The sequence below is a fragment of the Methylomonas sp. Uni0011 genome (assembly GCF_056850255.1).
This window is the reverse complement of sequence record NZ_JBVVNO010000021.1, coordinates 11738-35318: the sequence shown is the minus strand read 5'-3', so window position 1 is coordinate 35318 and position 23581 is coordinate 11738. Positions and strand designations below refer to the sequence as shown.

Here is a 23581-nt window from a genome sequence, read left to right as displayed (position 1 = left end):
TAAGGCATTATAAGTCTTGGCTTTATCGTTTGCGGGCGTTCCCGGCAGAGTTTTTCCGGTTGACTTTTAGGAAAAAATCCTTCAATTTACACGTCTGGTGTGGCTCTACCTCTGCGTTCGACGATGTGCGAACGACCTGAACAGGTCAGTCATCCAAACAGAGCTTTAAAACTAATATTAGTCTTAACAACACAAAACCGTACTCTGTCTCATCAACAGATTACCAGGAGGAAACATATGAAGAAGCCTGTACACAACTGGCTGCTTGCTTCGACTGTAGCGACGATCCTTGCTGCACCAACCGTATCTACCGCCAACGACGACTTAGAAAAATTAACTCAAAACCCTGCTAACTGGGCTTCTTGGGGTGGCGACTACGCTGGTACCCGCTACAGCAAATTGTCCCAAATCAACACTCAGAACGTTAAAAACCTGCAACCAGCCTGGTCTTTCTCTACCGGTGTGTTGCGTGGTCACGAAGGTGGTCCTCTGGTTGTTAACGGCGTTCTGTATGTTCACACTCCGTTCCCTAACACCGTTTACGCGATCGACCAAAAAACCAAAGCGGTCATCTGGGAATTCACCCCAACAATGGATGCCGACGTCACCATTCCTGTCATGTGCTGCGACACCGTTAACCGCGGTCTGGCTTACGGCGACGGTAAAATCTTCCTGCAACAATCAGACACCGTTCTGACTGCATTGGATGCCAAAACCGGTAAACGTGTATGGAGCGTTCAAAACGGCGACCCGAAACTGGGTATGACCAACACCAACGCTCCGCTGGTTGTGAAAGATAAAGTTATCACCGGTATTTCCGGTGGTGAGTTTGGTGTACGCGGTTTCTTGGCTGCTTACGACATCAAAACCGGCCAATTGGCGTGGAAAGGTTACAGCATGGGTCCAGACAAGGACACCCTGATCAAACCGGGCAAATCCACGACTTGGCAAGACGGTAAAGTCACTCCGCTGGGACCAGAATCCAGCTTGGCGACCTGGAAAGGCGACCAATGGAAAATCGGCGGCGGCACCACCTGGGGTTGGTACTCTTACGATCCTAAACTGAATCTGGTCTACTACGGCTCAGGCAACCCTTCTACATGGAACCCTGTACAACGTCCGGGCGACAACAAATGGTCCATGTCTTTGTGGGCTCGCGACGCCGACACCGGTGAAGTGAAATGGGTTTACCAAATGACTCCACACGACGAGTGGGACTACGACGGTATCAATGAAACCGTTCTGGTTGACCAAGAAGTTAAAGGCAAAATGCACAAAACCATCGTCCATTTCGACCGTAACGGCGTGGGTTACACCCTGGACCGCGAAACCGGCGAACTGTTGGTTGCTGAAACCTTTGACAAATCTGTCAACTGGCTGACCCACGTCGACATGAAATCCGGCCGTCCACAAGTCGTGCCAGAGTTCTCTACGGAACATAACGGCGAAGACGTCAACACAGTGGGCACCTGCCCTGCTGCTTTGGGCGCGAAAAACCAACAACCTGTTTCTTACTCTCCACAAACCGGCCTGTTCTACATCTCAGGCAACCACTTGTGCATGGAGTACGAACCGTTTGAAGTTAGCTACACCGCTGGCCAGCCTTACGTTGGTGCAACCCTGAACATGATGCCTGCTGGCGCCGATGTTTTGACCGGTAAAAAAGACGGCACCACCAACTTGGGTCAATTCACTGCTTGGGATGCCAAAACCGGCAAAATCGCTTGGTCTAACAAAGAACAATTCTCTGTATGGTCAGGCTCTGTTGCAACCGCTGGTGGCGTTGTGTTCTACGGCACCCTGGAAGGTTACCTGAAAGCAGTTGACGCCAAAACCGGTAAAGAATTGTACAAATTCAAAACCCCATCCGGCATCATCGGTAACGTCAACACTTGGGAATTCGAAGGCAAACAATACGTCGGCGTTCTGTCAGGTATCGGCGGTTGGGCAGGTATCGGTATCGCGGCCGGTCTGGACGACGGTTCGTCATCAACCAACTCGGAAGGTCTGGGTGCGGTTGGCGCGTACAGAAGCTTAGGCTCTTACACCAAACTGGGTGGTACACTGACTGTGTTCGCTCTGCCTAACTAAAATCTAAACGTTAGATTTGCAGTGAAGCAAGCCTTGGCCGAGCAATCGGCCAAGGCTTTTTTATGCCAAGAAAACCAGTACAGGAATTATCATGAAAGCCAATTCGACCTTCACCACTTGGGCCCTATCTCTAGCCTTGACCGCGCCAATCGCCAACAGCCAAGCCCAGGACAAGTTCAAAGTCTGCGCAGACCCGGTAAACCCGCCCTATTCCACTAAGGAACTGACCGGCTACGAGAATAAAATCGCCGCGCTGTTAGCCGACCAATTGGGCCAGGAACTCGAATACACCTGGTTGCCGGACCGCATCGGCTTCATCCGCAATACCTTGAAAGCGGAAAACGACAATGGCGAAGGTTTCAAGTGCGATGTCGTGATGGGCGTGCCGGCCGGCTTCGAATTGACCGAAACCACCAAACCCTACCTGCATTCGACCTACGTCTTATTGATTGCAAAAGGCCGGGGCTGGGACGATATCAAAGATCCCAACCAATTGGTGCAATTGCCCGAGCAGCGACAGCAGAAACTGAAAATCGCCATGTTCGACCGCGGCCCCGGTACCGACTGGCTGCAACAGAACGGCCTGCTGGATTACGGCGTTCCTTACCAAAGTATGACCGGCGACAGCGAACACAACGTGGCAATGCAGATCGAGAAGGATCTGCGCGCCGGAAAAATCGACATGGTGATTTTATGGGGCCCGATGGCGGCGTACGTGCAAAATCAGAACACCAAGAACGGCTATATCGCAATCCCGATGCAATCGGCACCGGGGACGCGCTTCGATTTCTCGATTGCGATGGGCATTCGCCAAGGCGACAATCAGCGCAAGCAACAGCTTAACGACTTGATCGACAAGAATCGGGCAAAAATCCAGGCAATTATTGCCGACTACAAAATTCCGTCGCTACCGATACCGGAAAAACCGGCCAAGCAAGACGACGATTGACAGCTGAACTCGGCCGCTTCAGCAGCGGCCGAACAAGCGGACTAAATGCGCAAAATGTCCGGCTTTATCGTCGGACAATTGCGACCAATCGAAACGCCAGCGCCAGTTACCTTCAGTGGTTCCGGGCGTATTCATCCGATCCGGCGACCCGAGCTTTAAGATATCCTGCATTGGAATCATTGCCAGATTGGCAACCGATCCCATCGCGGCATGAATCAGCGCGCTCGGCATCGGCAAACTGGACCAGCCTAAATAGTCATAAATCCGCTGTTTTTCGCTGTCGTTAAGCCCGTCGAACCAGCCTAACGTGGTGTCGTTGTCGTGGGTACCGGTATACACCACACAGTTTCGATGGTAGTTACACGGCAAATAGGGATTGCGACTATCGTCGCCGAAAGCAAATTGCAAAATCTTCATGCCGGGCAATTCAAAGTCGTCGCGCAAGGCCTCGACTTCGGCGGTAATGATGCCCAAGTCTTCGGCAACCAGCGACAGCGAGCCGAAATGGCGTTGAATCTCGGCCAACAGCTCGGCGCCGGGCGCCACGACCCAGCGGCCGTTGATCGCAGTGTCCTCGTTGGCCGGAATCTCCCATGCCGCCTCCAGCCCGCGAAAATGGTCAATGCGGAGAATATCGAACATCTCGTATTGGGATTTGATCCGCTCCAGCCACCACTTGAAACCGGTTTTGCGCAAATACTCCCAGTCATAATGCGGATTACCCCAGCGCTGACCGAATTCGGAGAAATAATCCGGCGGCACCCCGGCCACGACTTCCATCTCGCCGGCCGCATTCAGTTTGAACACGTCGCGGTTAGCCCAAACGTCGGCACTATCATAGGAAACAAAAATCGGAATATCGCCGAACATCAGCACGCCGTGCCGAGCCGCATAATCCTTCAACTCGTGCCACTGCCTGAAGAATACGTACTGTTCGAATTTGATCGAATCGATCACCGCTTTCAATAACTGCCGCGACTCGCTCAACGCTTTCGGCTCACGTTGCCGCAACGCTTCCGGCCACTCGTTCCAACATTTGTGCCCGAATACGTTACGCAATGCGATAAACAAGGCGAAGTCATCGAGCCAATCGGCTTTTTCCTGACAAAACCGTTGAAAATCAGCCTGCTGTTCGGCATCGGCCAAATTTTGGAAGCCGTAGAACGCCTTGGTTATCAGGCAACTTTTGGTAATTTCAGTATTGGTATGACAATCGCCGCAACGGTCGACGGCCTGCAGCCAACCCTTGTCCGACAACCATTCGAGATTGATCAGCGCCGGATTGCCGGCATGGGCAGACAAACACTGGTACGGCGACCCGTCGCCGTGCGGCATGCCGAGTGGCAAGGTCTGCCAAACCGTGGCACCGGTATCGTGCAGAAAATTGACAAAATGAAACGCTTCCCTTCCCAAATCGCCACACTCTCCGCGCCCCGGCAAGGATGTAATGTGTAGCAAAACGCCCGCGCGGCGTTTATCCAAGAGAGCACCCATGAACTAGTTCCGTTTTCTTATATTTGATTACCGCGGCGCATAGCACCGCCCATCGCCGGACTACCGCTACCTTGCGTAAACGACAAGGCCAAGTACGCCGGCGGCTCTTCCCCCAACAACCGGTAAAGGTTGGTCAGATTGAGCCTATACTGCTTTTCGAAGTCGCTAACCGCTTCGCCGGGGTTATAGTCGCCAAACCACCAGAACCAGTCCGATCCTTCGCAAACACCCAGCTGGGTTTGGGCACGCAGCAGCTGTTGCTCGCCGAGCTTACCGTTCGCCACAGCCCGATCGAACGCCGTCTTGACATCGCCCAGCATATCCCAGCCGTAATTCTTATCAGCATCGCCAATCCAGGTCGAAAAGGTACCGTAGACCCAACTTCCAGCCACCAATTGCGGCAATTTTCCTCTGCGATTTCCGTTGCTATCCAGATATTCGGAAAAGGTGGTCAACTCGATACGCGGATGCTCGCTCAACCGTCGATACAAAGCGCTAAGAAAATGATAGCCGTTATCCGGAAAATATTCCCACGCATTTTCGCCGTCCATAATGATCGAAACCAGAGGCTCCTCGCTATCGAAATCGGCGATATTCTCCAAATGTTTGATCAAATCGGCCACGGCATCATCGGCATGCCATTTGGAATATTCAAAACCTATCAGGTCTGACAAGCCATCGTCCCGGAAAAAACAGGCGATATCCGCTGAATGCAGTTTAAACGGCTGGTGCGGGCTGCAACTTCCGGCCACACCTGAGGCGTGCAAACTATTGTGCAGCACGTTGCCGCCACTGGCAGCCCAACGGAAACCGTTATCCGCGAGAATCTGCAGCGTCCGCTCGCTGACACTACCCTCCGACGGCCAGCAACCTTGCGGCTCGAAGCCGAAGAAATGCCGAAACGTCGCCACGCCCTTCTGCAGATGCCAACGTACCCGCTCCTCGCCGCCCGGATAGTTCTCCAGTCCTGGCAATTCGACGCCAGGCATCGCCTCGCGGGCACAATCGATTTGCAGCATCAGCGGCATGATCGGATGGGCGTAAGGGGTAACGGATAATTCGATACGGCCTTTTCTGGCCAGCGATTTATAACGGTAGATGACTCGCGATAACAGGTCGCCGATAATTTCGACAATCTCGATCCTGTCGTGCAGACTGAAGCCGCTGCCTTTGTCGATCAGACGCTGCACGCGGCCGTCGCCGAGTTTGACGGTCTCGCCCATCCATACCAAATGGTACCAGACCAATATGTCGGAAATGAACTGTGCGTTAACGTAGTTGACCGAATCCTGATGGGACTGGATCCAATCCGCCATATCGATTAGCTTGCGGAAGGCGGGATAGCGCTCGATCTGTCGCTCGCGGTTCGCCTTACGGCAATCGTGCAACAATTTCAGTCGCCGCTCCGGATCAGCCGAAACAGCCGGCTCAACCAAGGCCGCGAGCAGCGGATCCTTGATCGCGATTCTATCGTGCAAATAGCCATTGACTTGGTTTGAATAGTCTTCGATCTGCTCCAGCAGGATGGGCGCAAAGTTCACCACCGCTTTCGCCGCCGGAGTGGCCTCCAGGTGAGCCACCATATCGACGTAGTCTTTTATGACATGCAGATAAGTCCAAGGTAATTTGAACTCCCCGCTCTGCATATCGCGGTATTCCGGCTGGTGCATGTGCCAGCACAGCACCAGCTTCAATTTTTTAGCGGACATAATTCCGGCGTTGCCCCAACATGTCGGAGGTCACCAGCACGACGCCGCCCTCGCTGACATGAAAGCGCTTTTCGTCTTCAGCCCGGTTTTCGCCGATCACGGTGCCTTCCGGCACTTGGCAGCCTTTTTCGATGATCGCTTTCTTGATCCGGCAATGCCGGCCGATATTGACTTCCGGCAGCACCACCGAATCCTCTACGATGCTATAGGAATTGACCCTGACTTGCGAGAACAACAGCGAGTGCCTGACCGTCGCGCCGGATATCACACAGCCGCCGGAGACCATCGAGTCGATGGCTTGACCGCGGCGGTCGTCGTCGTCGAACACGAATTTAGCCGGCGGCGTCTGCGCTTGGTAGGTCCAGATCGGCCAAGTGTTGTCGTACAGATTCAGGTCCGGTTTGACGCCGACCAGCTCCATGTTGGCGGTCCAGTAAGCGTCGATGGTTCCGACGTCGCGCCAGTAGCTTTGCTGGCCGCTTTGCAGATCCAAAAACGGATAGGCGTTGACCCGGTACTTGTCGATTACCGCCGGAATGATGTCTTTGCCGAAATCGCGGCTGGACCCCTTGGTGTCCGCATCTTTGATCAGTTGCTCGAACAAAAACCCGGCGTTAAAAATGTAAATCCCCATAGACGCCAGCGCGGTGTTCTCCCGGCCCGGCATGACCGGCGGATTTTCCGGCTTTTCGACGAAGGCCTTGACCCGACGGTTGTCGTCGACGTGCATTACCCCGAACGCCTTAGCATCTTCCAGCGACACTTCGATACAGCCGATGGTCAGGTCGGCCTTGTTCGCGACATGGTCGGCCAACATCACCGAGTAATCCATTTTGTAAATGTGGTCGCCGGCCAAGACCAACACGAACTCCGGATTGCGCGCCCGTAAAATATCGATGTTTTGGTAGATTGCATCGGCTGTGCCCTGATACCAGGAGTGTTCGTCGTGGCGCTGCTGCGCCGGCATCAGATCGACGTATTCGCCGAATTCGCCGCGCAGGAAGCCCCAGCCTTGCTGAATGTGCCGAATCAAGGAATCGGCTTTGTATTGGGTCAGGATTCCGATCTTGCGAATATCCGAGTTGATGCAATTCGATAATGGAAAATCGATAATCCGAAACTTGCCGCCGAAAGGTACCGCCGGCTTAGCCCGCCAGTCCGTCATGTTCTTCAACCGCGAGCCGCGTCCGCCAGCCAAAATTAAAGCGATGGTATTGCGGGTTAAATCGTTTACCCGTCTCTCCTGCTGATGTGTATCGACGACTGACATGTATTTCCTCGTTCAATTGATAAGCTTTACTGCAAATACGGGCGGCGGCCGGCCGATGCAGATTTCTCGAGCTGGCACTTGCCGCGCTGAGCCATTATCGTTACTCTTCACGGAAAAGTAAAAACCCATACGCATTGCTACTATTAACGCCGGTCTTTTAGCAAAATCGCCGTCCCCGCCCAACGCTTAACCCTAACTATACTGAGGCCCTGCAAGATGAACAAGCCAAGCCCGTTACATTCGCTTGATTCAGAACTCGTCAAAATTAAAGATGCCAAACATCACGATCCGTTCTCGGTTTTGGGCCGCCATACCGTAGGCGGCGACACCATTCTCCGCGCCTTTTTGCCCTACGCCGAATCCGTCAAACTGGCAGCCGACGGCGGCGAATTCCAACGCATCCCGGACAGCGATTTCTTCGAATACCGCCCCGGCAAAACCGGCGTTCCGGCCCACTACCAGTTAATCTGGCTGGACAAAGACGGCGGCAGCCACTGCCAGTACGATCCTTATAGCTTCGGGCCGATACTGCCGGAATTCGACCAACATCTGTTCGGCGAAGGCAGGCATTGGCACATTTACCAAAAGCTCGGCGCCCATTTGATGACGGTCGACGGCATTGAAGGCGTGCATTTCGCCGTCTGGGCTCCCAACGCGCAACGAGTCAGCGCCATCGGCGACTTCAATCGCTGGGATGGCCGTTGCCATTCGATGCGCAATCTGGGCAACAGCGGCATTTGGGAGATCTTTATTCCGGGCCTGACGGTAGGCAACCTGTACAAGTTCGAAATCCTGAACCGCCACAGCGGCCAGGTGCTGGTCAAAACCGACCCTTACGGCCAGCAGTTCGAGTTTCGTCCATCCACTGCGGCAATCGTGGTCGACGAGGATGCCTACATCTGGCGCGACGGCGCCTGGATGGAGCAACGGCCACAACACGACTGGCTCCACCGGCCGATGTCGATCTACGAAGTACACCTCGGCTCTTGGCGGCGCGACCACCGCGGCAATTTTCTGAACTACCGCGATCTGGCCGCGCAATTGGTCGATTACGTCAAGGAAATGGGCTTTACCCACATCGAACTGTTACCGGTCACCGAACACCCGCTGGACATTTCCTGGGGCTACCAGACCACCGGTTATTTTGCGCCGACCAGCCGCCACGGCACGCCGGACGACTTCCGTTTTTTCGTCGATCACTGCCACCAAAACGGCATCGGTGTGATCCTGGACTGGGTGCCGGCACATTTTCCGAAGGACAGCTTCGCGCTGGGTCGCTTCGACGGCACCCCGCTTTACGAGCACGAAGACCCGCGCAAAGGCGAACATCGCGATTGGGGCACATTGATCTACAACTACAGCCGCAATGAAGTGAAAAACTTCCTGCTGTCCAGCGCCTTCTTCTGGCTGGAGGAATTCCATCTGGACGGTCTGCGCGTCGATGCGGTCGCCTCGATGCTGTATCTGGATTACTCGCGCGACGCCAACGACTGGATTCCCAATATGTACGGCGGCAACGAAAACCTGGAAGCGATCGACTTCCTGCGCCATATGAATACGGTGACCCACGAGCAGCACCCCGGCACCGTGATCATGGCCGAAGAATCCACCTCCTGGCCGCAAGTGACCCGGCCGACCTGGACCGGTGGCTTGGGCTTCTCGATGAAATGGAATATGGGCTGGATGCACGACATTCTGCATTACATGCAAGAGCAGCCGATTCACCGCTCCTACCATCACGATTCGCTGACCTTCGGCCTGTTGTACGCCTTCACCGAAAACTTCGTGCTACCGTTTTCGCACGACGAAGTGGTGCACGGCAAAGGCTCCCTGCTGAACAAAATGCCCGGCGACGAATGGCAGCGTTTCGCGAACCTGCGCCTGCTCTATACCATGATGTTCACCTATCCCGGCAAGAAGCTGTTGTTCATGGGCTGCGAATTCGGCCAGGGCACCGAGTGGAGTTGTAACCGTACCTTGGATTGGTACGTGTTGGACTATCCCCACCATCGCGGCTTGCAGACATTGGTCAAGGATCTGAACAAGCTATACAGCAGCCATGCCGCGTTACACCGGTACGATTTCGAACATCAAGGCTTCGAATGGATCGATTGCCACGACTACCAGCAGTCCATCATCAGCTACCGGCGCAAATCGGCGCACGAAGATTTGATCGTCATCCTGAATTTCACACCGGTGCCGCGGGAAAGCTATCGGATCGGCGTGCCGCAACCGGGCACCTACTTCGAAATTTTCAACTCCGACTCGCAATATTACGACGGCAGCAACGTCGGCAACGGGACGGTATTGTCCGAACCGCAACCGTGGATGGGCCAGCAACATTCGATTGCCGTCACCTTACCGCCCTTAGCCGGCATCATTTTGAAAATGTAGTTCTCCGATATGAAAAAAATCCTGTTCGCTAGCAGCGAAACCCATCCTCTGATCAAAACCGGCGGCTTGGCCGATGTCGCCGGCAGCTTGCCGCAAGCCTTGGCCGAATTGGGTCAGGACGTGCGTATCATCATGCCCAATTACCAGGCCATCAAAAACTGCGAGCCGGGCCGCTACCTGTGCACGGTGCGGGTGAATAATTGCGACGTCAATTTGCTGGAAACCCGACTGCCGGACAGCAGCGTCATCGTCTGGCTGGTCGATTACCCCCCGTTCTTCAACGTCCCCGGCAACCCCTACCTGGACGAAGCCGGCCGACCCTGGGCCAATATCGGCGAGCGCTTTGCGCTGTTCTGCCGCATCATCGTCGAAGTGGCGATGAATCGGGCTTACCTGGACTGGCGCGCCGACATTTTACATTGCAACGACTGGCAAACCGGACTGGCGCCGGCCTTGTTGTCGTTGGAGCAAGAACCGCCGGCGACCGTGTTCACGATCCACAACATGGCTTACCAAGGCCTGTTTCCGGGTAGCGCCTATTCGCAACTGAATTTGCCAGGGCAATTGCTGCACCCGGAAGGACTCGAATTTCACGGCATGCTGTCGTTCATCAAGGGCGGCCTGGCCTACGCCGACCGCATCACCACGGTCAGCCCCACCTACGCCCAGGAAATCCAGACGCCGGAATTCGGCTACGGCCTGGAAGGCTTGCTGGCTCACAAACAACAGCAGCTCAGCGGCATCATCAACGGCATCGATACAGCCGTTTGGAACCCGAGCAGCGACAGTTATTTGGCACACAATTACAGTGCTGACAACCTGGAAGGCAAGCAGGCCAACAAAGCCGCATTGCAACAGCAACTGGGCCTGCCGGTCGCGGCCGATGTACCTTTGTTCGGCCTGATCGGCAGGCTGGTGGAGCAAAAAGGCATAGACTTGGTATTGAACTGTCTGGCGGAAATGACAAGCTTACCGCTGCAATTCGCCTTGCTGGGCAGCGGCGACAAAAGCATAGAGTACCGCTTGCAGGAGTTCGCTCGGCTCTACCCGGAAAAGGTGGCCGTAACGATAGGCTACGACGAACGTCTGGCGCACCAAATCGAAGCCGGGGCCGACATTTTCCTGATGCCGTCGCGGTTCGAGCCGTGCGGGCTAAATCAAATGTACAGCCAACGTTACGGCACCATCCCGATCGTCAGAAAGACCGGCGGTCTGGCCGACACCGTGGTCGACGCCTTGCCGGAAAGCATCGCCAACGGTACCGCCAGCGGGATTGCCTTCAACGATGCCTCGGCGGCGGCATTGATCGAAGCCATCAAGCGCAGTTTGGTTCTATACCATAATCCGAAGATCTGGCATCAGATTCAACGCAATGCGATGGCCAAGGATTTCTCGTGGAAAAACAGCGCCGCACAATACATGGCCTTGTACGATGAAATTTAAGGCCGCTGGGCTGGCGCTGGCAATCTTGGCCGGGCAAGCCGCCCTGGCCGACGAACCGGTGATGGAAGTGATTCCGCTCGCCAACCGCCCAGCCTCAGAAATCCTGCCCTTGTTGGCGCCGTTACTGGACGCCAACGATCGGGTGGTAGACAACGGCAGCAGCCTGATCGTCAGAACCCATCCGGACCGGCTGGAGGCCATTCAATCCCTGGTGCGCAAACTGGACGCCCGCCTCAGCAACCTGGTGATCAGCGTCTTGCAAAGCAGCAGCAAAACCGCCGCCGAACTCAACGCAGAAGCGGCAATCGCAGTGTCGCCGGACGCGATTCGGATGCGCGGCATAGTCGGCAACACGGCCGATTTGGAAAACCGGCAACAACACCAACAATTGCGCACCTTGGAAGGCCAGCCGGCCATCATCAGAACCGGCGAGGTAAGGCCGGTGCATCAATACAATGCTTACCAATACGGCTACGGCGCCAGCGTTTACAGCAACACCCAAATGGTCGAAGCGACGACCGGATTCGCCGTCACGCCGCGCCTGGTCGGCCGGCAAGTAATCATCGACGTTGCCCCCTGGTCCGATCGCTTTCGCCAGAATGGCCAACTCGACACCCAGTCGGCACAGACCTCGATACGCGCCAATCTGGGCGAATGGGTCGAAATTGCCGGCAACGTCGATGACGAAAACAGCCGGCATAGCGGATTCAACAGTTTCAACGACGCCACGCGGCACAACCAGCTGCGGATTCTGGTCAAAGTGGAAACGACCGACTGACGCGCTTTAGTCGGCAAATGCCGCGGCGGCGACGTTTCCAGCGTTTAGCGGCCCACACTCTGCCCCATCTGCCAATATACTTAGGCATCTTCGTCAATCGAGCATAAGCCCCTGCACTCTTATGGCACCACGCTTTCGATTCGCCGCCACCATCGCTGTTATGGCGATTATTTGTGCGCTCTGCCCAGCGACCGCAGCGGCAACGGAAGTCTTGCGAGTGTTGGCCTGGGACGGTTATGCCGACGCCGATACTGTCCGCGAATTCGAACACCGCTACGCCGCCAAGGTGGAAGTGACTTACGCCAATTCCGACGACGACCTGTGGTATAAGATCAACCATGCCGCCTACGACGTGTTTGCAGTCAACACGGCCGAACTGCAGCGCTATATCGACCGGAATTTAGTGCAAGCGCTCGATCCCAGCCGGCTTACCAATCATGCCCGGCAACTGCCGCGTTTTCGCGATCTGGCGGCAATTCCAGGTTTGGTTCGGCAGGGGCAGGTGTTCGCAATTCCCTACACCTATGCGGAAATGGGCTTGATCTACAACCGCAAGATCATTGCCGAACCACCACAATCGATGGCCGCAATGTGGGACCCTGCCTACCGTGGCCGGGTCCTGGCATTTAACACCAGCAACCATAATTTCTCGTTGGTCGGACTATTGCTGGGCGCCGGCAATCCGTTTCGACTCTCAGATGGCAATCTGACCGAAGCCGCGCGCGAACTGGCGAAATTACGCCGCAACGTGCTGACCTTTTATTCGACGGCGGAACAAGCGGTCCAGCTGTTTATGCGCCACGATGTCGCACTGGTGTTCGGCAATTACGGCAGCCAGCAACTGAAAGCCTTGCGCGACGCCGGCGCCGATGTCGGCTATCTGATTCCGCAAGAAGGCGCGCTGGCTTGGCTGGATTGCTGGGCGATTACCCGCAACGCACGCAACCCGGCATTGGCTGAACAATGGATTGATTACACGCTGGAACCCGCCGTCAGCGAACGCCTCAGTGCCCGTCACGGCTTGGCAAACACCATCTCCGCCCACCCCGATACCGAATCCGGGCAAAAACTGATTTGGCTGGAACCCGTCGCCAATCCGGACCTGCAAAAACAGCTGTGGGATCGCGTTATTTCCGGCGAACCGCCCGAGGCGTTTTGATGAAGGCAAGCGTCGGGATCAAACTAGGATTCTGGCTAGCCTTGCTGGGTACCGTTTCCACCGGCCTGACCGGTTATTACGTCTACGACCGCAGCCGCCAGTTGCTGGTCGGCACCGCGCAAGCACAATTACTGAGCACCGTCCAAGGCTTATCGTTCCGCTTCGGCGATGCGTTGGCCGCCACCGCAAAAGACGCCAAAACGCTGGCGAACCTCAAGCTATGCCGAGAAATCGCCTTGGCACATCCCGCCAGCCAGCTCGACGCCGCGAAAGCCGAATTAGCCGACCTGTTTTCGGCATTGCTGAAAAGTCACCCGGAATACAGCCAAGTCCGGCTGATCCATGCCCAGCGTTACGGCAAGGAATTGGTCCGCGTCGACCGGGACCAAGACGGCGTACAGATCGTTCCGGACGCGCAGTTGCAGGAAAAGAACCATTTTCCGTACGTGTTCGAAACCTTGCATTTAGCCAGCGCCGATGAAATTTACGTCTCCGAGATCAATTTAAACCAGGAACTTGGCTCCCACCAAGGTTTCGGCAAGCCCACGGTACGCATCGCGCTACCGATTTCATCGCCGGCAGGCGCTCACATCGCGTTGCTGGTTATCAACGTCGACCTCGACGGCTTATTTGCGCTGATTAGCCGCCGGCTGCCAGCTCACACCCAATTGCTACTGAGCAACGGCAACGGCGATTATCTGATCCACCCCGACAAAACCAAGACCTTCGGCTTCGAGAACGGCCGTCGTTTCCAGATTCAGAACGATATTCCCGAAATCGAAGGCATGTTGCACGGCGAGCGGAATTTGGCGGTGTTCGCGACCGGCGCCGAGCGAACCTTGGCGCCGTCGTCGTTAGCGGCCTTCGTCAAATTACCGCTAGACCCGTATAACCGACGCTTCGCGCTACTGGGTATCTACACCCCCTTGGCCGAGGTATTGACCGGCAGCCACTTGCTGGGCTGGAAAGTGGTCGAGATCACCGCGATCTTCAGCCTGTTGGCCAGCGCAATTTCGTTGGTATTGGCCAGAATACTGGCCAAACCGCTAGATCAGATGACCCAGGCCGTCAGTCGGTTTCGGCTTGGCCAAAGCTTGGAAGCCGTTCCAATCGACCGCCACGACGAAATCGGTTATCTGGCGAAAAATTTCGTCGCCATGACCGGGCAACTGAACAACCAGGTGGCCGAGCTATATGCGTCCGAAGCGAAGTTGCACGCCATTTTGGATAATGCACCGGTCGGAATTTGGTTGATTGACGCAAACCGGCAATTTTCCTTCGCCAATAAAACCTTTTGCGACCACCTCGGATTGGCGGAAAACCAAGTCATTGCCAACCCGGATTTGGCTGAGTCGCTAGGCGAGGAATTGGCATCGCGGTTTAACGCCGCCGACCAGGACTGCCTGAACGGAGCAGAACCGGTTCACCAGTCGTTGGAACGCATGACATTCGCGGACGGCAAACGCCGGGTGCTGCAAATCACCCGCGCCCGTCTGCAAGATATCGACGGCAAGCCGGCCGGAGTGATCGGTATCGCCATGGACATTTCCGACCGCCAGCAGGCGGCGGACCGGGAACGCGCCCATAATCACGTCCTCGAGTTGATCGCCAAAGGCGCACCACTGGCCGGCATCCTGGAAGCCGTGGTTCTAGCCGTCGAAACCCAGAATCCCGATCTGCTGTGCTCGATACTATTACTGGATAACGACGGCAAACAATTGCATATTGCCGCCGCCCCTCATCTGCCGGCTTTTTACCACCGGACTATCGATGGCATGCCGGTCGAAAACGGCGTCGGACATAGCGATACCGGGGCCTACTCAGGCGAGCGCATTATCGTTGAAGACATTCAGCAACATCCCTACTGGGCACCTTTTCGCGAATTGGCCGCTCAAGCCGGACTGGGCGCCTGTTGGTCCGAACCGATTCACGACACCGCTGGCAAATTGTTGGGCTGTCTGGCTATTTATCAACATAAGCCGGGGGCGCCGAGTGCCGTTGATTTGCTGGCCATAGAACAAGCTGCCAATCTGGCCGGAATCGCCGTGGACCGCAGCCGCAGCAACGAAGCCTTGCAATTGGCGTCGCTGGTGTACCAGAACAGTAGCGAAGCAATGGCCGTGATGGATGCCGACTGCGCCATCATCACGGTAAATCCGGCCTTTACCGAATTGACCGGATACACGCTGGCCGAGGTCGCGGGCCGGAGCCATGCGATCCTAAATTCGAATCGGCAGAGCGAACAATTTTACCAAGCCATGCTGCAAGCGATTGGCAGTAGCGGCTACTGGAAAGGCGAACTGTGGAATCGGCGCAAGAACGGCGAGATCTTTGCCGAACTGCTGACCATCAACACCATTTTCAATGTCGACGGCAGCCCGCACCGACGAGTGGCGATGTTCTCCGATATTACGCAGAAAAAACAATCCGAAGAATTGATTTGGACTCAGGCCAATTTCGATCCGTTGACCGGGTTGCCCAACCGCCGCATGTTCCATGACCGACTGGAACAGGAAACCAAAAAATGCCAACGCAACGGACTGCCGTTGGCACTGATTTTTATCGATCTGGACCGTTTCAAGGAAGTCAACGACAGCTTGGGCCACGACATGGGCGACATGCTGTTGAAGGATGCCGCCTTACGCTTGAGCCGCTGCGTACGAGAATCGGATACGGTGGCGCGTCTCGGCGGCGACGAATTCACGATGATACTGTCGGAACTGGATGATATTGCCAGCGCCGAACGCGTCGCACAAAGCGTGCTGCGCACTCTGGCAGCCCCTTTTCAACTCAAAAACAAAGTCGCTTATTTGTCGGCCAGCGTCGGCATTACTCTGTATCCGCGGGACGCCGAGAAGATCGATGCGTTAATCAAAAACGCCGACCAGGCCATGTATGCCGCCAAGCAGCAAGGCCGCAACCGCTACTGTTATTTCACGCCGGCGATGCATGCCGCGGCCCAAAAACGGATGTTGATTGCCGGCGATTTACGGAGCGCACTGGCAACTGGACAATTCCAGCTGTATTACCAGCCTATCGTCGAACTGGCTTCCGGCAGAATATTGAAAGCCGAAGCTCTATTGCGTTGGCACCATCCCGAGCGCGGGCAAATCAATCCCACCGAATTCATCCCGATCGCGGAGGATAACGGCTTGATCGTCGAGATCGGGAACTGGGTGTTCGAGCAGGCGGCGCGGCAGGCCAAGCGCTGGCGGGAGCTTTACCATCCCGAGTTTCAAATCAGTATCAACAAGTCGCCTGCGCAATTTTACGGTAGCCAAGTACATGACGAATGGTTAAGCCAACTGCGGGCTTTGGGATTGGCCGGGCAAGGCCTGGTCGTGGAAATTACCGAGGGTCTACTACTGGATGCCAGCAACGTGGTCCGCAATAGCCTGCAAGCATTTCGCGAGACCGGCATGCAGATAGCGCTCGACGACTTCGGCACCGGTTATTCGGCATTGGCTTATCTGAAAAAATTTGATATCGATTATTTAAAAATCGACCGCTCCTTCGTCGCCAATTTAGCCCCGGACTCAAGCGACATGGCGTTATGCGAAGCCATCATCGTCATGGCGCACAAGCTGGGCATGCAAGTCGTCGCCGAAGGTCTGGAAACCGAAAACCAACTCCGTTTGCTGCTCGAATCCGGCTGCGACTACGGCCAGGGCTACCACTTTTCGCAGCCGTTGCCGGCCGAGGATTTCGAGGGTTATTTGAGTGCGGCCGTGCGGCCGGATTGAACGCTTATTTGATTTTAAGTTTCAACAGATGCACGCGGCGGTTATCGGCGCGCAAGACCTCGAAACAAAAATCGCCGATTTCGACTTTTTCGCCTTTCTTCGGAAAATGCTCCAGGCGTTGCACGATCAAACCGCCGATGGTGTCGTATTCGTCATCGGCCAAATCGGCGGAAAAATAATCATTGAATTCTTCGATCGGCGTCAACGCGTTCAGAATGAATTCTTTTTCGCCCCGCTGAGAAATAAATTCCTGAACCTCGTCATCGTCGTGCTCGTCCTCGATTTTGCCAACGATTTGTTCCAGCACATCTTCAATGGTGACCAAGCCGGCGGCGTTGCCGTATTCGTCGACCACGATCGCCATGTGATTGCGCTCGGTACGAAATTCTTTCAATAGCACGTTCAGGCGTTTGCTCTCCGGCACCAGGTTAACCGGTCGCATTACGTCTTCCACTTTCAGAGATTTATCGCGCAAGGCATGAGCCAACAGATCCTTGGCTAACAGAATACCGACCACTTTGCTGCGGTCTTCTTCGATGACGGGAAAACGAGAATGGGCAAATTCGACGACGAGCGGAAAGATGGTTTCCAGTTCGGCCTCGCGCGGCACTACCACCATCTGCGACCGGGGGATCATGATGTCTCTGACCCGCATCTCCGCCACATGCATGACGCCTTCCATCATGGACAGGGCGTCGGAATCGAGTAAATGTTTTTCTTGCGACTCTCTTAATATCTCCAGCAAGTCTTCCTGATCTTGCGGCTCCCCACTCAGAAAATGGCCGATGCGTTCGATCAGGCTTTTCTGATGGGGCTGGCTACTCGGGGGGTTACCATCGCTCATTGCTTACTATCCTCCAGATAGGGATTGGCTATGTTTAATCGGCTTAGAATGTCAATTTCCAGCGCTTCCATTTGTTCCGCGTCTTGCTCTTCGATGTGGTCATACCCTAGCAAATGCAATACGCCGTGTACAGTGATATGCGCCCAATGGTGGTCGGGTAATTTACCCTGTTCCGCCGCCTCGTGCGCGATCACCGGCGCGCAGATCACCAGGTCGCCCAGCAAATCGAGCTCCACGCCCGGCGGCGCTTCGAACGGAAAGCTGAGGATATTGGTCGGGCCGGATTTGTGCCGGTATTGGCCGTTCAATTCGGCGCTTTCGGCTATGTCTACCAGGCGAATCGTCACTTCGCTGTCGCGTTCGAAACCGGACAAGGCGGCATCGACCCAGGTTTGGAATTGCCCCGCGTCGGGGTGGACCGATTCGGTGGCAATCTGCAGATCGATATAGTTCACGGCTTGTTGTTGCCCTGTTCCAGTTCGTAGCGGTCGTAAGCGGCAACGATGCGTTGCACCAAAGGATGCCTGACCACGTCGCGCACGCCGAAAAAGGTAAAACTGATCCCTTCCACGTCTTTCAACACTTTCAACACATGCTTCAGGCCGGACATTTTTTCGCTGGGCAAGTCGATCTGGGTTACGTCACCGGTAATCACCGCCGTCGAGCCGAAACCGACCCGAGTCAGAAACATCTTGATCTGCTCTACCGTGGTATTTTGGGCTTCGTCGAGAATAATGAAGGAATCGTTCAGAGTTCTGCCGCGCATGAAGGCCAACGGCGCAACTTCGATGACGTTTTTTTCCAGCAGCTTCTCGACCCGCTCGAAACCGAGCATGTCGTATAAAGCGTCGTACAACGGCCGTAAATAAGGATCGACCTTCTGCGCCATGTCGCCGGGCAGGAAACCCAACTTCTCGCCGGCCTCCACCGCCGGCCGCACTAGAACGATTCGCCGCACAGTCTCGTTTTGCAAGGCTTCCACGGCACAAGCTACCGCCAGATAGGTTTTGCCGGTGCCGGCCGGGCCGACGCCGAAATTGATGTCGTGGCTGAGAATCTTGCGCAAATAATCCTGCTGATTATGGCCGCGGCCTTTAATCACGCCGCGCTTGGTCCGGATCGCCACCGGCTCGTGATTGGCCGCCGGCTGCAACAGTTGGTCGATGCTGGCATCCTGCAAACTAAGATGTACCTGCTCCGGGGTAATTTCTTCGCGCTCCGTCATTTCGAACAGCTTTTGAATCACCGCGCAAGCCGCTTTCACTGCAGCATCGACGCCGGTGACCCGAAAATGATTGCTACGGTTGGCAATATCCACATGCAGGCGCTGCTCGATCTGGCGGATATGGCTATCGAGTTGACCGCAGAAATTGGACAGGCGCTGGGCGTCGTCCGGCAACAGCGTGATTTCTTGGGAAAAATGCGAGGTATTCAACACTAGGCGGTCTGTCTGACTTTTTCGATGGAAGATTCCGACACGCGGCCGCGCAAAGAATTCGGCAACGCTTCGGTGATCAAGACGTCGACGAATTGGCCGATCAGGCGCGGATGGGCAGCAAAATTGACCACCCGGTTATTCTCGGTACGCCCGGTCAGATGCAACGGGTTTTTCTTGGAAACGCCTTCCACCAACACGCTTTGCACCGTGCCGACCATCGATTCCGAGATCGCCATGAACATCTGGTTCAAGCGTTCTTTCAGGCGTTGCAGGCGCTGTTCCTTGACTTCCATGCTGACGTCGTCGGCAAAATTCGCGGCCGGCGTGCCGGGTCTGGCGCTAAATATGAAACTGTAGGAAAAGTCGAAGCCGACTTCCTCGATCAGCGCCATCGTATCTTCGAAATCCTGGTCGGTTTCGCCGGGAAAACCGATGATGAAATCCGACGACAAACTGATTCCCGGCCGCACGGCTTTGATCTTGCGCATGATTTCCAGGTAATCCTCGCGCCGGTGGCCGCGTTTCATTTCGGCCAGAATCCGGTTGCTGCCGCTTTGCACCGGCAGATGCAGGTGATTGACCAGCTGCGGGATCTCGGCGAAGGCTTCGATGATGTCGTCGGTGAATTCCAAGGGATGCGAGGTGGTAAAGCGAATGCGGTCGATGCCGTCGACGGCGGCGACACAGTGCAACAATAACGCGAAGCTGGCGATGTCGCCGTCTTCCATTGCGCCGCGGTAGGCGTTGACGTTCTGGCCCAACAGATTGATCTCGCGCACGCCTTGCTTGGCCAGCGTTTCGATTTCGGCAATCACATCGTTGAGCGGCCGGCTGACTTCCTCGCCGCGGGTGTAGGGTACGACGCAATAAGTGCAATATTTGCTGCACCCTTCCATCACCGAGACGAAGGCTTTCGGACCTTCGGCGCGCGGCTCCGGCAGGTTGTCGAATTTTTCGATTTCCGGGAACGAGATGTCGACCACATGTTTGTCGCCGCTGCGCGCCTGATTCAACAGCTCCGGCAGACGATGCAGGGTTTGCGGACCGAACACGATGTCGACGTAGGGCGCACGCTTCTGTATCGCCGCCCCCTCCTGACTGGCGACACAACCGCCGACGCCGATAATCACGTCAGGGCGCTTGTCTTTGATTTTTTTCCAACGCCCCACCGCGGAAAATACTTTCTCCTGGGCTTTTTCCCGGATGGAACAGGTATTCAGCAACAACACGTCAGCCTGTTCGGGGATATCGGTCAATTCCAAACCGTGCGATGCTTGCAGTACGTCCCGCATTTTGTCGGAATCGTACTCGTTCATTTGACAGCCGTTAGTCTGTATATAAAGTTTTTGCGCCATGCTTGATGAGATACTCCAGCTCCTCTCACTAACAAAAAACCCCCGTCTCGCGACAGGGGCTTGATAACGGCTGGATTATAAACCCAATTGTCGGCAAATGCTTGTTTTATACGGCAATACCCACCTGTAACGCCTCGAACCAATCCAGGAAACGTTTGACATCGTCGCCCTTGAACATCCGGCCGTGTTGCGGCGCCAGAATTTGCACATCCAGTTTTCTGACCCGCTCCAACCAGGCCCGTTTGGCTTGGTTGGACGGCATCCAACGCTGGTGGAAAAAGCGCATTTTCTCGATATGGGCATCGAAATTATCGACGAAAACCGGCGCATCGGAAGCCTCCAGTGCCGCGCCGACATCGCCCGACATCAAAATCTTGGCCTGCGGATCGTAAATATGAAAGTTGGCCGACGAGTGCAGATAGTGTGCCGGCACGATTTGCAGCTCGACGCTGCCGAGATTGATCGTGCCGCCATGGTCGGGAATCGGCACGTACTCGATTGTTTCGCAACCGAAATGGCGTAAAAAGCCCTCCCACAACTGGGCCGCATGCAATTTGGCGTTCGGCAAGGCTTGGTCCCACAAACCCAAAGACGAAATAATGTCCGGGTCCTGGTGCGAGGCGAATAAATCGGTTATTTCTTCGACCGGCGCGTGGTGCAAAACCGCCGCCAGCATCGGCGCGAACAGCTCGATGCCGCCGGGGTCCATCAATAAACAACGATCGGCAGTGCGCACCATGTATTGGTTGGTATCAATGATCTTCTCCGGCCGGTGCGGATCGCGGCCGAACATTATCCATTGATGTGCGCCTTCGTAAATTTTGGTCATTTTCATGCGATATACCTCGTGCTGCCGAACTGTGCTAATCGGCGAGATTGATAACGGTCAATGCACTGCGACAGCGATGAACTTTGTCGTTAATGATCTGGGCCGCGTTATCGACGCTCTCGGCAACCGCTTGCAAGCTCTGCAGATATTCGCCGGCTTGCGACGCTTCGATTCGGGAATTGGCGGCGATCACCCGCGCCGCGCGAGCCGGATGCATCACTTCGGCCAGCTTAACCAGCAATTCTTCGACATGAATTGTGAACTCGCGACGTCCGGCCTGAGCTCTTTGTCTGGCCTGCTGCAACGGTCCCTTCAAGGATTCGGCGTAGCGAGCCCCCACGGCCAGTCGTTCGACATTTTCGAAACGCTCGCAGGCTTCTGCCAAACGCTGTTCGTTGACCGTCAGCCGGTACAGAACAAAAGCGTAATCGTTGATATTGTTGACCAACTCAATGGTGCCCTTGGCCAATTCGTTAATAAAATCGGTGATGGGCTGAAAGCCTTTGGCTTTTTCTCCGGCGCGAAAGGCGATGGCTTTGGCGTTGGCCGCAGCCAACGATATTTCCTTAGCCACCTCCATCACGGCACTCAATTCGGCGGCGATGGACGCCACCGCCACGAACTGGGATTTGGTTTGTTTGACTTGCATGTGGCGAAACCTCTTGCGACTGACTCCGTCTGACCCTGCAAAGCTTAGCCGACAAATTCCAGCGCGCGAATTTCAGTTTCGATAAATGCGCGCCGATACGAATTTAGCGGGACTGATAACGGGTCGGATCAAGGACGCCGGCAGCCTCAAACCCAGCCGCACGCAGCCGACAGGCGTCGCATACGCCGCAGGCCCGGCCTTCGCTGTCGGCAGAATAACAGGAAACGGTAGCGGCATAATCGACGCCCAAGACCATACCTTGCCGGATAATCTCGGCCTTGCTCAACGCAATCAACGGCGTGTGGATCTGAATTTTATGGCCTTCGACGCCGGACTTGGTGCCGAGGTTGGCCATATCCTGGAACGCCTTGATGAATTCCGGCCGACAATCGGGATAACCGGAATAATCCACGGCATTGACGCCGATAAACACATCGTGTGCGTTCAACACCTCGGCCCAACCCAAGGCAAAGGCCAGGAAAATAGTGTTTCTGGCCGGAACGTAGGTCACCGGAATACCGGCTTGAGGCGAAGTCGGCACATCGATATTGGCGTCGGTCAGTGCCGAGCCGCCGATCGAACTCAATCCCAAATTGATGATTTTATGGGCCGCGACTTGATAGTGGCCGGCAATGTTTCTTGCCGCTTCCAGTTCCGCGTTGTGGCGTTGGCCGTAATCGAAACTCAACGCATGACAGACAAAGCCTTGCCGCTGAGCCAGCGCCAACACCGTGATCGAATCCAATCCGCCGGACAACAAAATCACCGCCGGCTTGCCGCTGAAGTTATTTTCCTCGCGCATCATTCCACAAATATTTATGCAATTGAATTTGAAATCTGACCGTTAACTGGTCGGCCAGAATTCGCTCAGCCAATTCGGTCGGCGGCATTACCCCCATCACCGGCGAAAACAATACTTCGCAACGCTGCGCCAATCGGAAATGCGCCACTTGTTGTTTGGACCATTCGTAATCGGCAGCATCGGCAATAACGAATTTCACTTGATCGTGCGGCAACAGAAAATCGAGATTGCGGTAAAGGTTGCGCTGCATTTCGCCGGAACTGGGCGTTTTCAAATCGATAACCTTGACGACTCTGGAGTCGACCGCCGCCACATCCAAAGCACCACTGGTCTCCAGAGAGACCGAATAACCGGCGTCCGCCAGTTGTACCAACAACAACTGGCATCCGGGTTGAGCCAGCGGCTCGCCGCCGGTCACGGTCACGTAACGGGTGTTATAGCGCCTTATCTCGGCGAGGATATCCGCAATAGCGAGTTTCTCGCCGCCACTAAAGGCGTAAGCGGTATCGCAGTAAGAACAGCGCAACGGACATCCGGTCAGGCGCACGAATACCGTGGGGATACCAACCGTATTGGTTTCCCCTTGCAACGAATAAAAAATCTCGGTGATGCGTAACTGTTGGTCCATCCGCCG

At 55.4% G+C, this 23581-nt stretch carries 18 protein-coding genes; 7 read left to right on the top strand and 11 right to left on the bottom strand.

Features of this window, described 5'->3' with window-relative positions; translation table 11 throughout:
- The first annotated feature begins 237 nt into the window (after positions 1 to 237).
- Both AC0IM9_RS17740 and AC0IM9_RS17735 read left to right on the top strand, forming a co-directional pair.
- Positions 238 to 2091 carry a methanol/ethanol family PQQ-dependent dehydrogenase gene (locus AC0IM9_RS17740; protein ID WP_482804870.1) on the top strand — a complete coding sequence of 618 codons (1854 nt, stop codon included), beginning with the start codon at positions 238 to 240 and terminating at the stop codon, positions 2089 to 2091.
- Between the two features lie 91 nt (positions 2092 to 2182).
- Complete coding sequence (locus AC0IM9_RS17735) at positions 2183 to 3040, top strand: quinoprotein dehydrogenase-associated putative ABC transporter substrate-binding protein (protein WP_445371520.1); 858 nt, start codon at positions 2183 to 2185, stop codon at positions 3038 to 3040.
- 18 nt (positions 3041 to 3058) lie between these two features.
- Here AC0IM9_RS17735 and malQ read toward each other — a convergent pair whose 3' ends face one another.
- From malQ to glgC, 3 genes are read right to left on the bottom strand one after another with little or no spacing between them, the layout of a single operon-like run.
- A complete protein-coding gene (gene malQ / locus AC0IM9_RS17730; protein WP_140911634.1) occupies positions 3059 to 4534 on the bottom strand; it encodes a 4-alpha-glucanotransferase in 1476 nt (491 codons plus the stop codon).
- 17 nt (positions 4535 to 4551) lie between these two features.
- Positions 4552 to 6243: a glycoside hydrolase family 57 protein gene (locus AC0IM9_RS17725; protein ID WP_140911633.1), complete on the bottom strand. Its 1692-nt coding sequence runs from the start codon at positions 6241 to 6243 to the stop codon at positions 4552 to 4554.
- Entirely contained in the window at positions 6233 to 7513 is a 1281-nt protein-coding gene (gene glgC / locus AC0IM9_RS17720) for a glucose-1-phosphate adenylyltransferase (RefSeq protein WP_140911632.1), read from the bottom strand. Before glgC ends, AC0IM9_RS17725 begins: the two co-directional genes overlap by 11 nt.
- Before the next feature lie 216 nt (positions 7514 to 7729).
- Here glgC and glgB point away from each other — a divergent pair, with 216 nt between their 5' ends.
- The 5 genes from glgB to AC0IM9_RS17695 all read left to right on the top strand — a co-directional run bounded on the left by glgB (position 7730) and on the right by AC0IM9_RS17695 (position 17030).
- Positions 7730 to 9907: a 1,4-alpha-glucan branching protein GlgB gene (gene glgB / locus AC0IM9_RS17715; RefSeq protein ID WP_140911631.1), complete on the top strand. Its 2178-nt coding sequence runs from the start codon at positions 7730 to 7732 to the stop codon at positions 9905 to 9907.
- Positions 9908 to 9916: 9 nt separating this feature from the next.
- The gene (gene glgA, locus AC0IM9_RS17710) at positions 9917 to 11350 is read left to right on the top strand and encodes a glycogen synthase GlgA (protein ID WP_140911630.1); all 1434 of its coding nucleotides are present in this window, start codon (positions 9917 to 9919) and stop codon (positions 11348 to 11350) included.
- Entirely contained in the window at positions 11340 to 12128 is a 789-nt protein-coding gene (locus AC0IM9_RS17705) for a secretin N-terminal domain-containing protein (RefSeq protein ID WP_482804869.1), read from the top strand. Before glgA ends, AC0IM9_RS17705 begins: the two co-directional genes overlap by 11 nt.
- A 160-nt stretch (positions 12129 to 12288) precedes the next feature.
- Positions 12289 to 13287: an extracellular solute-binding protein gene (locus AC0IM9_RS17700; protein WP_482804868.1), complete on the top strand. Its 999-nt coding sequence runs from the start codon at positions 12289 to 12291 to the stop codon at positions 13285 to 13287.
- Positions 13287 to 17030 (top strand): bifunctional diguanylate cyclase/phosphodiesterase, encoded by a 3744-nt coding sequence (locus AC0IM9_RS17695; RefSeq protein ID WP_482804867.1) that lies wholly within the window; start codon positions 13287 to 13289, stop codon positions 17028 to 17030. Before AC0IM9_RS17700 ends, AC0IM9_RS17695 begins: the two co-directional genes overlap by 1 nt.
- Positions 17031 to 17034: 4 nt before the next feature.
- Here the strand turns inward: AC0IM9_RS17695 and AC0IM9_RS17690 are convergent, their stop codons facing one another.
- The 8 genes from AC0IM9_RS17690 to queE form a co-directional block, all read right to left on the bottom strand.
- Positions 17035 to 17874, bottom strand: a complete 840-nt coding sequence (locus AC0IM9_RS17690; RefSeq protein WP_140911626.1) for a CorC family transporter — start codon at positions 17872 to 17874, stop codon at positions 17035 to 17037.
- On the bottom strand, positions 17871 to 18329 hold the full coding sequence (ybeY, locus tag AC0IM9_RS17685) for an rRNA maturation RNase YbeY (protein ID WP_140911625.1): 459 nt from the start codon (positions 18327 to 18329) through the stop codon (positions 17871 to 17873). Before ybeY ends, AC0IM9_RS17690 begins: the two co-directional genes overlap by 4 nt.
- Complete coding sequence (locus AC0IM9_RS17680) at positions 18326 to 19312, bottom strand: PhoH family protein (RefSeq protein WP_140911624.1); 987 nt, start codon at positions 19310 to 19312, stop codon at positions 18326 to 18328. The genes ybeY and AC0IM9_RS17680 overlap by 4 nt, the downstream gene beginning before the upstream one ends.
- On the bottom strand, positions 19312 to 20667 hold the full coding sequence (gene miaB / locus AC0IM9_RS17675) for a tRNA (N6-isopentenyl adenosine(37)-C2)-methylthiotransferase MiaB (RefSeq protein WP_140911623.1): 1356 nt from the start codon (positions 20665 to 20667) through the stop codon (positions 19312 to 19314). The genes AC0IM9_RS17680 and miaB overlap by 1 nt, the downstream gene beginning before the upstream one ends.
- A 106-nt stretch (positions 20668 to 20773) precedes the next feature.
- On the bottom strand, positions 20774 to 21502 hold the full coding sequence (locus AC0IM9_RS17670; protein ID WP_278210702.1) for an oxygen-binding di-iron domain-containing protein: 729 nt from the start codon (positions 21500 to 21502) through the stop codon (positions 20774 to 20776).
- A gap of 28 nt (positions 21503 to 21530) precedes the next feature.
- Complete coding sequence (locus AC0IM9_RS17665) at positions 21531 to 22145, bottom strand: chemotaxis protein (protein WP_278210700.1); 615 nt, start codon at positions 22143 to 22145, stop codon at positions 21531 to 21533.
- A 103-nt stretch (positions 22146 to 22248) separates the two neighbouring features.
- Positions 22249 to 22947 (bottom strand): 7-cyano-7-deazaguanine synthase QueC, encoded by a 699-nt coding sequence (gene queC, locus AC0IM9_RS17660; RefSeq protein WP_140911812.1) that lies wholly within the window; start codon positions 22945 to 22947, stop codon positions 22249 to 22251.
- Entirely contained in the window at positions 22931 to 23575 is a 645-nt protein-coding gene (gene queE / locus AC0IM9_RS17655) for a 7-carboxy-7-deazaguanine synthase QueE (RefSeq protein WP_445371528.1), read from the bottom strand. The genes queC and queE overlap by 17 nt, the downstream gene beginning before the upstream one ends.
- Positions 23576 to 23581 lie beyond the last annotated feature (6 nt).

Bases quoted from the DNA above. Each gene is read 5' to 3' on its own strand.
- AC0IM9_RS17740 (WP_482804870.1), top strand. From the start codon at position 238: ATGAAGAAGCCTGTACACAACTGGCTGCTTGCTTCGACTGTAGCGACG.
- AC0IM9_RS17735 (WP_445371520.1), top strand. From the start codon at position 2,183: ATGAAAGCCAATTCGACCTTCACCACTTGGGCCCTATCTCTAGCCTTG.
- malQ (WP_140911634.1), bottom strand. From the start codon at position 4,534: ATGGGTGCTCTCTTGGATAAACGCCGCGCGGGCGTTTTGCTACACATT.
- AC0IM9_RS17725 (WP_140911633.1), bottom strand. From the start codon at position 6,243: ATGTCCGCTAAAAAATTGAAGCTGGTGCTGTGCTGGCACATGCACCAG.
- glgC (WP_140911632.1), bottom strand. From the start codon at position 7,513: ATGTCAGTCGTCGATACACATCAGCAGGAGAGACGGGTAAACGATTTA.
- glgB (WP_140911631.1), top strand. From the start codon at position 7,730: ATGAACAAGCCAAGCCCGTTACATTCGCTTGATTCAGAACTCGTCAAA.
- glgA (WP_140911630.1), top strand. From the start codon at position 9,917: ATGAAAAAAATCCTGTTCGCTAGCAGCGAAACCCATCCTCTGATCAAA.
- AC0IM9_RS17705 (WP_482804869.1), top strand. From the start codon at position 11,340: ATGAAATTTAAGGCCGCTGGGCTGGCGCTGGCAATCTTGGCCGGGCAA.
- AC0IM9_RS17700 (WP_482804868.1), top strand. From the start codon at position 12,289: ATGGCGATTATTTGTGCGCTCTGCCCAGCGACCGCAGCGGCAACGGAA.
- AC0IM9_RS17695 (WP_482804867.1), top strand. From the start codon at position 13,287: ATGAAGGCAAGCGTCGGGATCAAACTAGGATTCTGGCTAGCCTTGCTG.
- AC0IM9_RS17690 (WP_140911626.1), bottom strand. From the start codon at position 17,874: ATGAGCGATGGTAACCCCCCGAGTAGCCAGCCCCATCAGAAAAGCCTG.
- miaB (WP_140911623.1), bottom strand. From the start codon at position 20,667: ATGGCGCAAAAACTTTATATACAGACTAACGGCTGTCAAATGAACGAG.
- AC0IM9_RS17670 (WP_278210702.1), bottom strand. From the start codon at position 21,502: ATGAAAATGACCAAAATTTACGAAGGCGCACATCAATGGATAATGTTC.
- AC0IM9_RS17665 (WP_278210700.1), bottom strand. From the start codon at position 22,145: ATGCAAGTCAAACAAACCAAATCCCAGTTCGTGGCGGTGGCGTCCATC.
- queC (WP_140911812.1), bottom strand. From the start codon at position 22,947: ATGCGCGAGGAAAATAACTTCAGCGGCAAGCCGGCGGTGATTTTGTTG.
- queE (WP_445371528.1), bottom strand. From the start codon at position 23,575: ATGGACCAACAGTTACGCATCACCGAGATTTTTTATTCGTTGCAAGGG.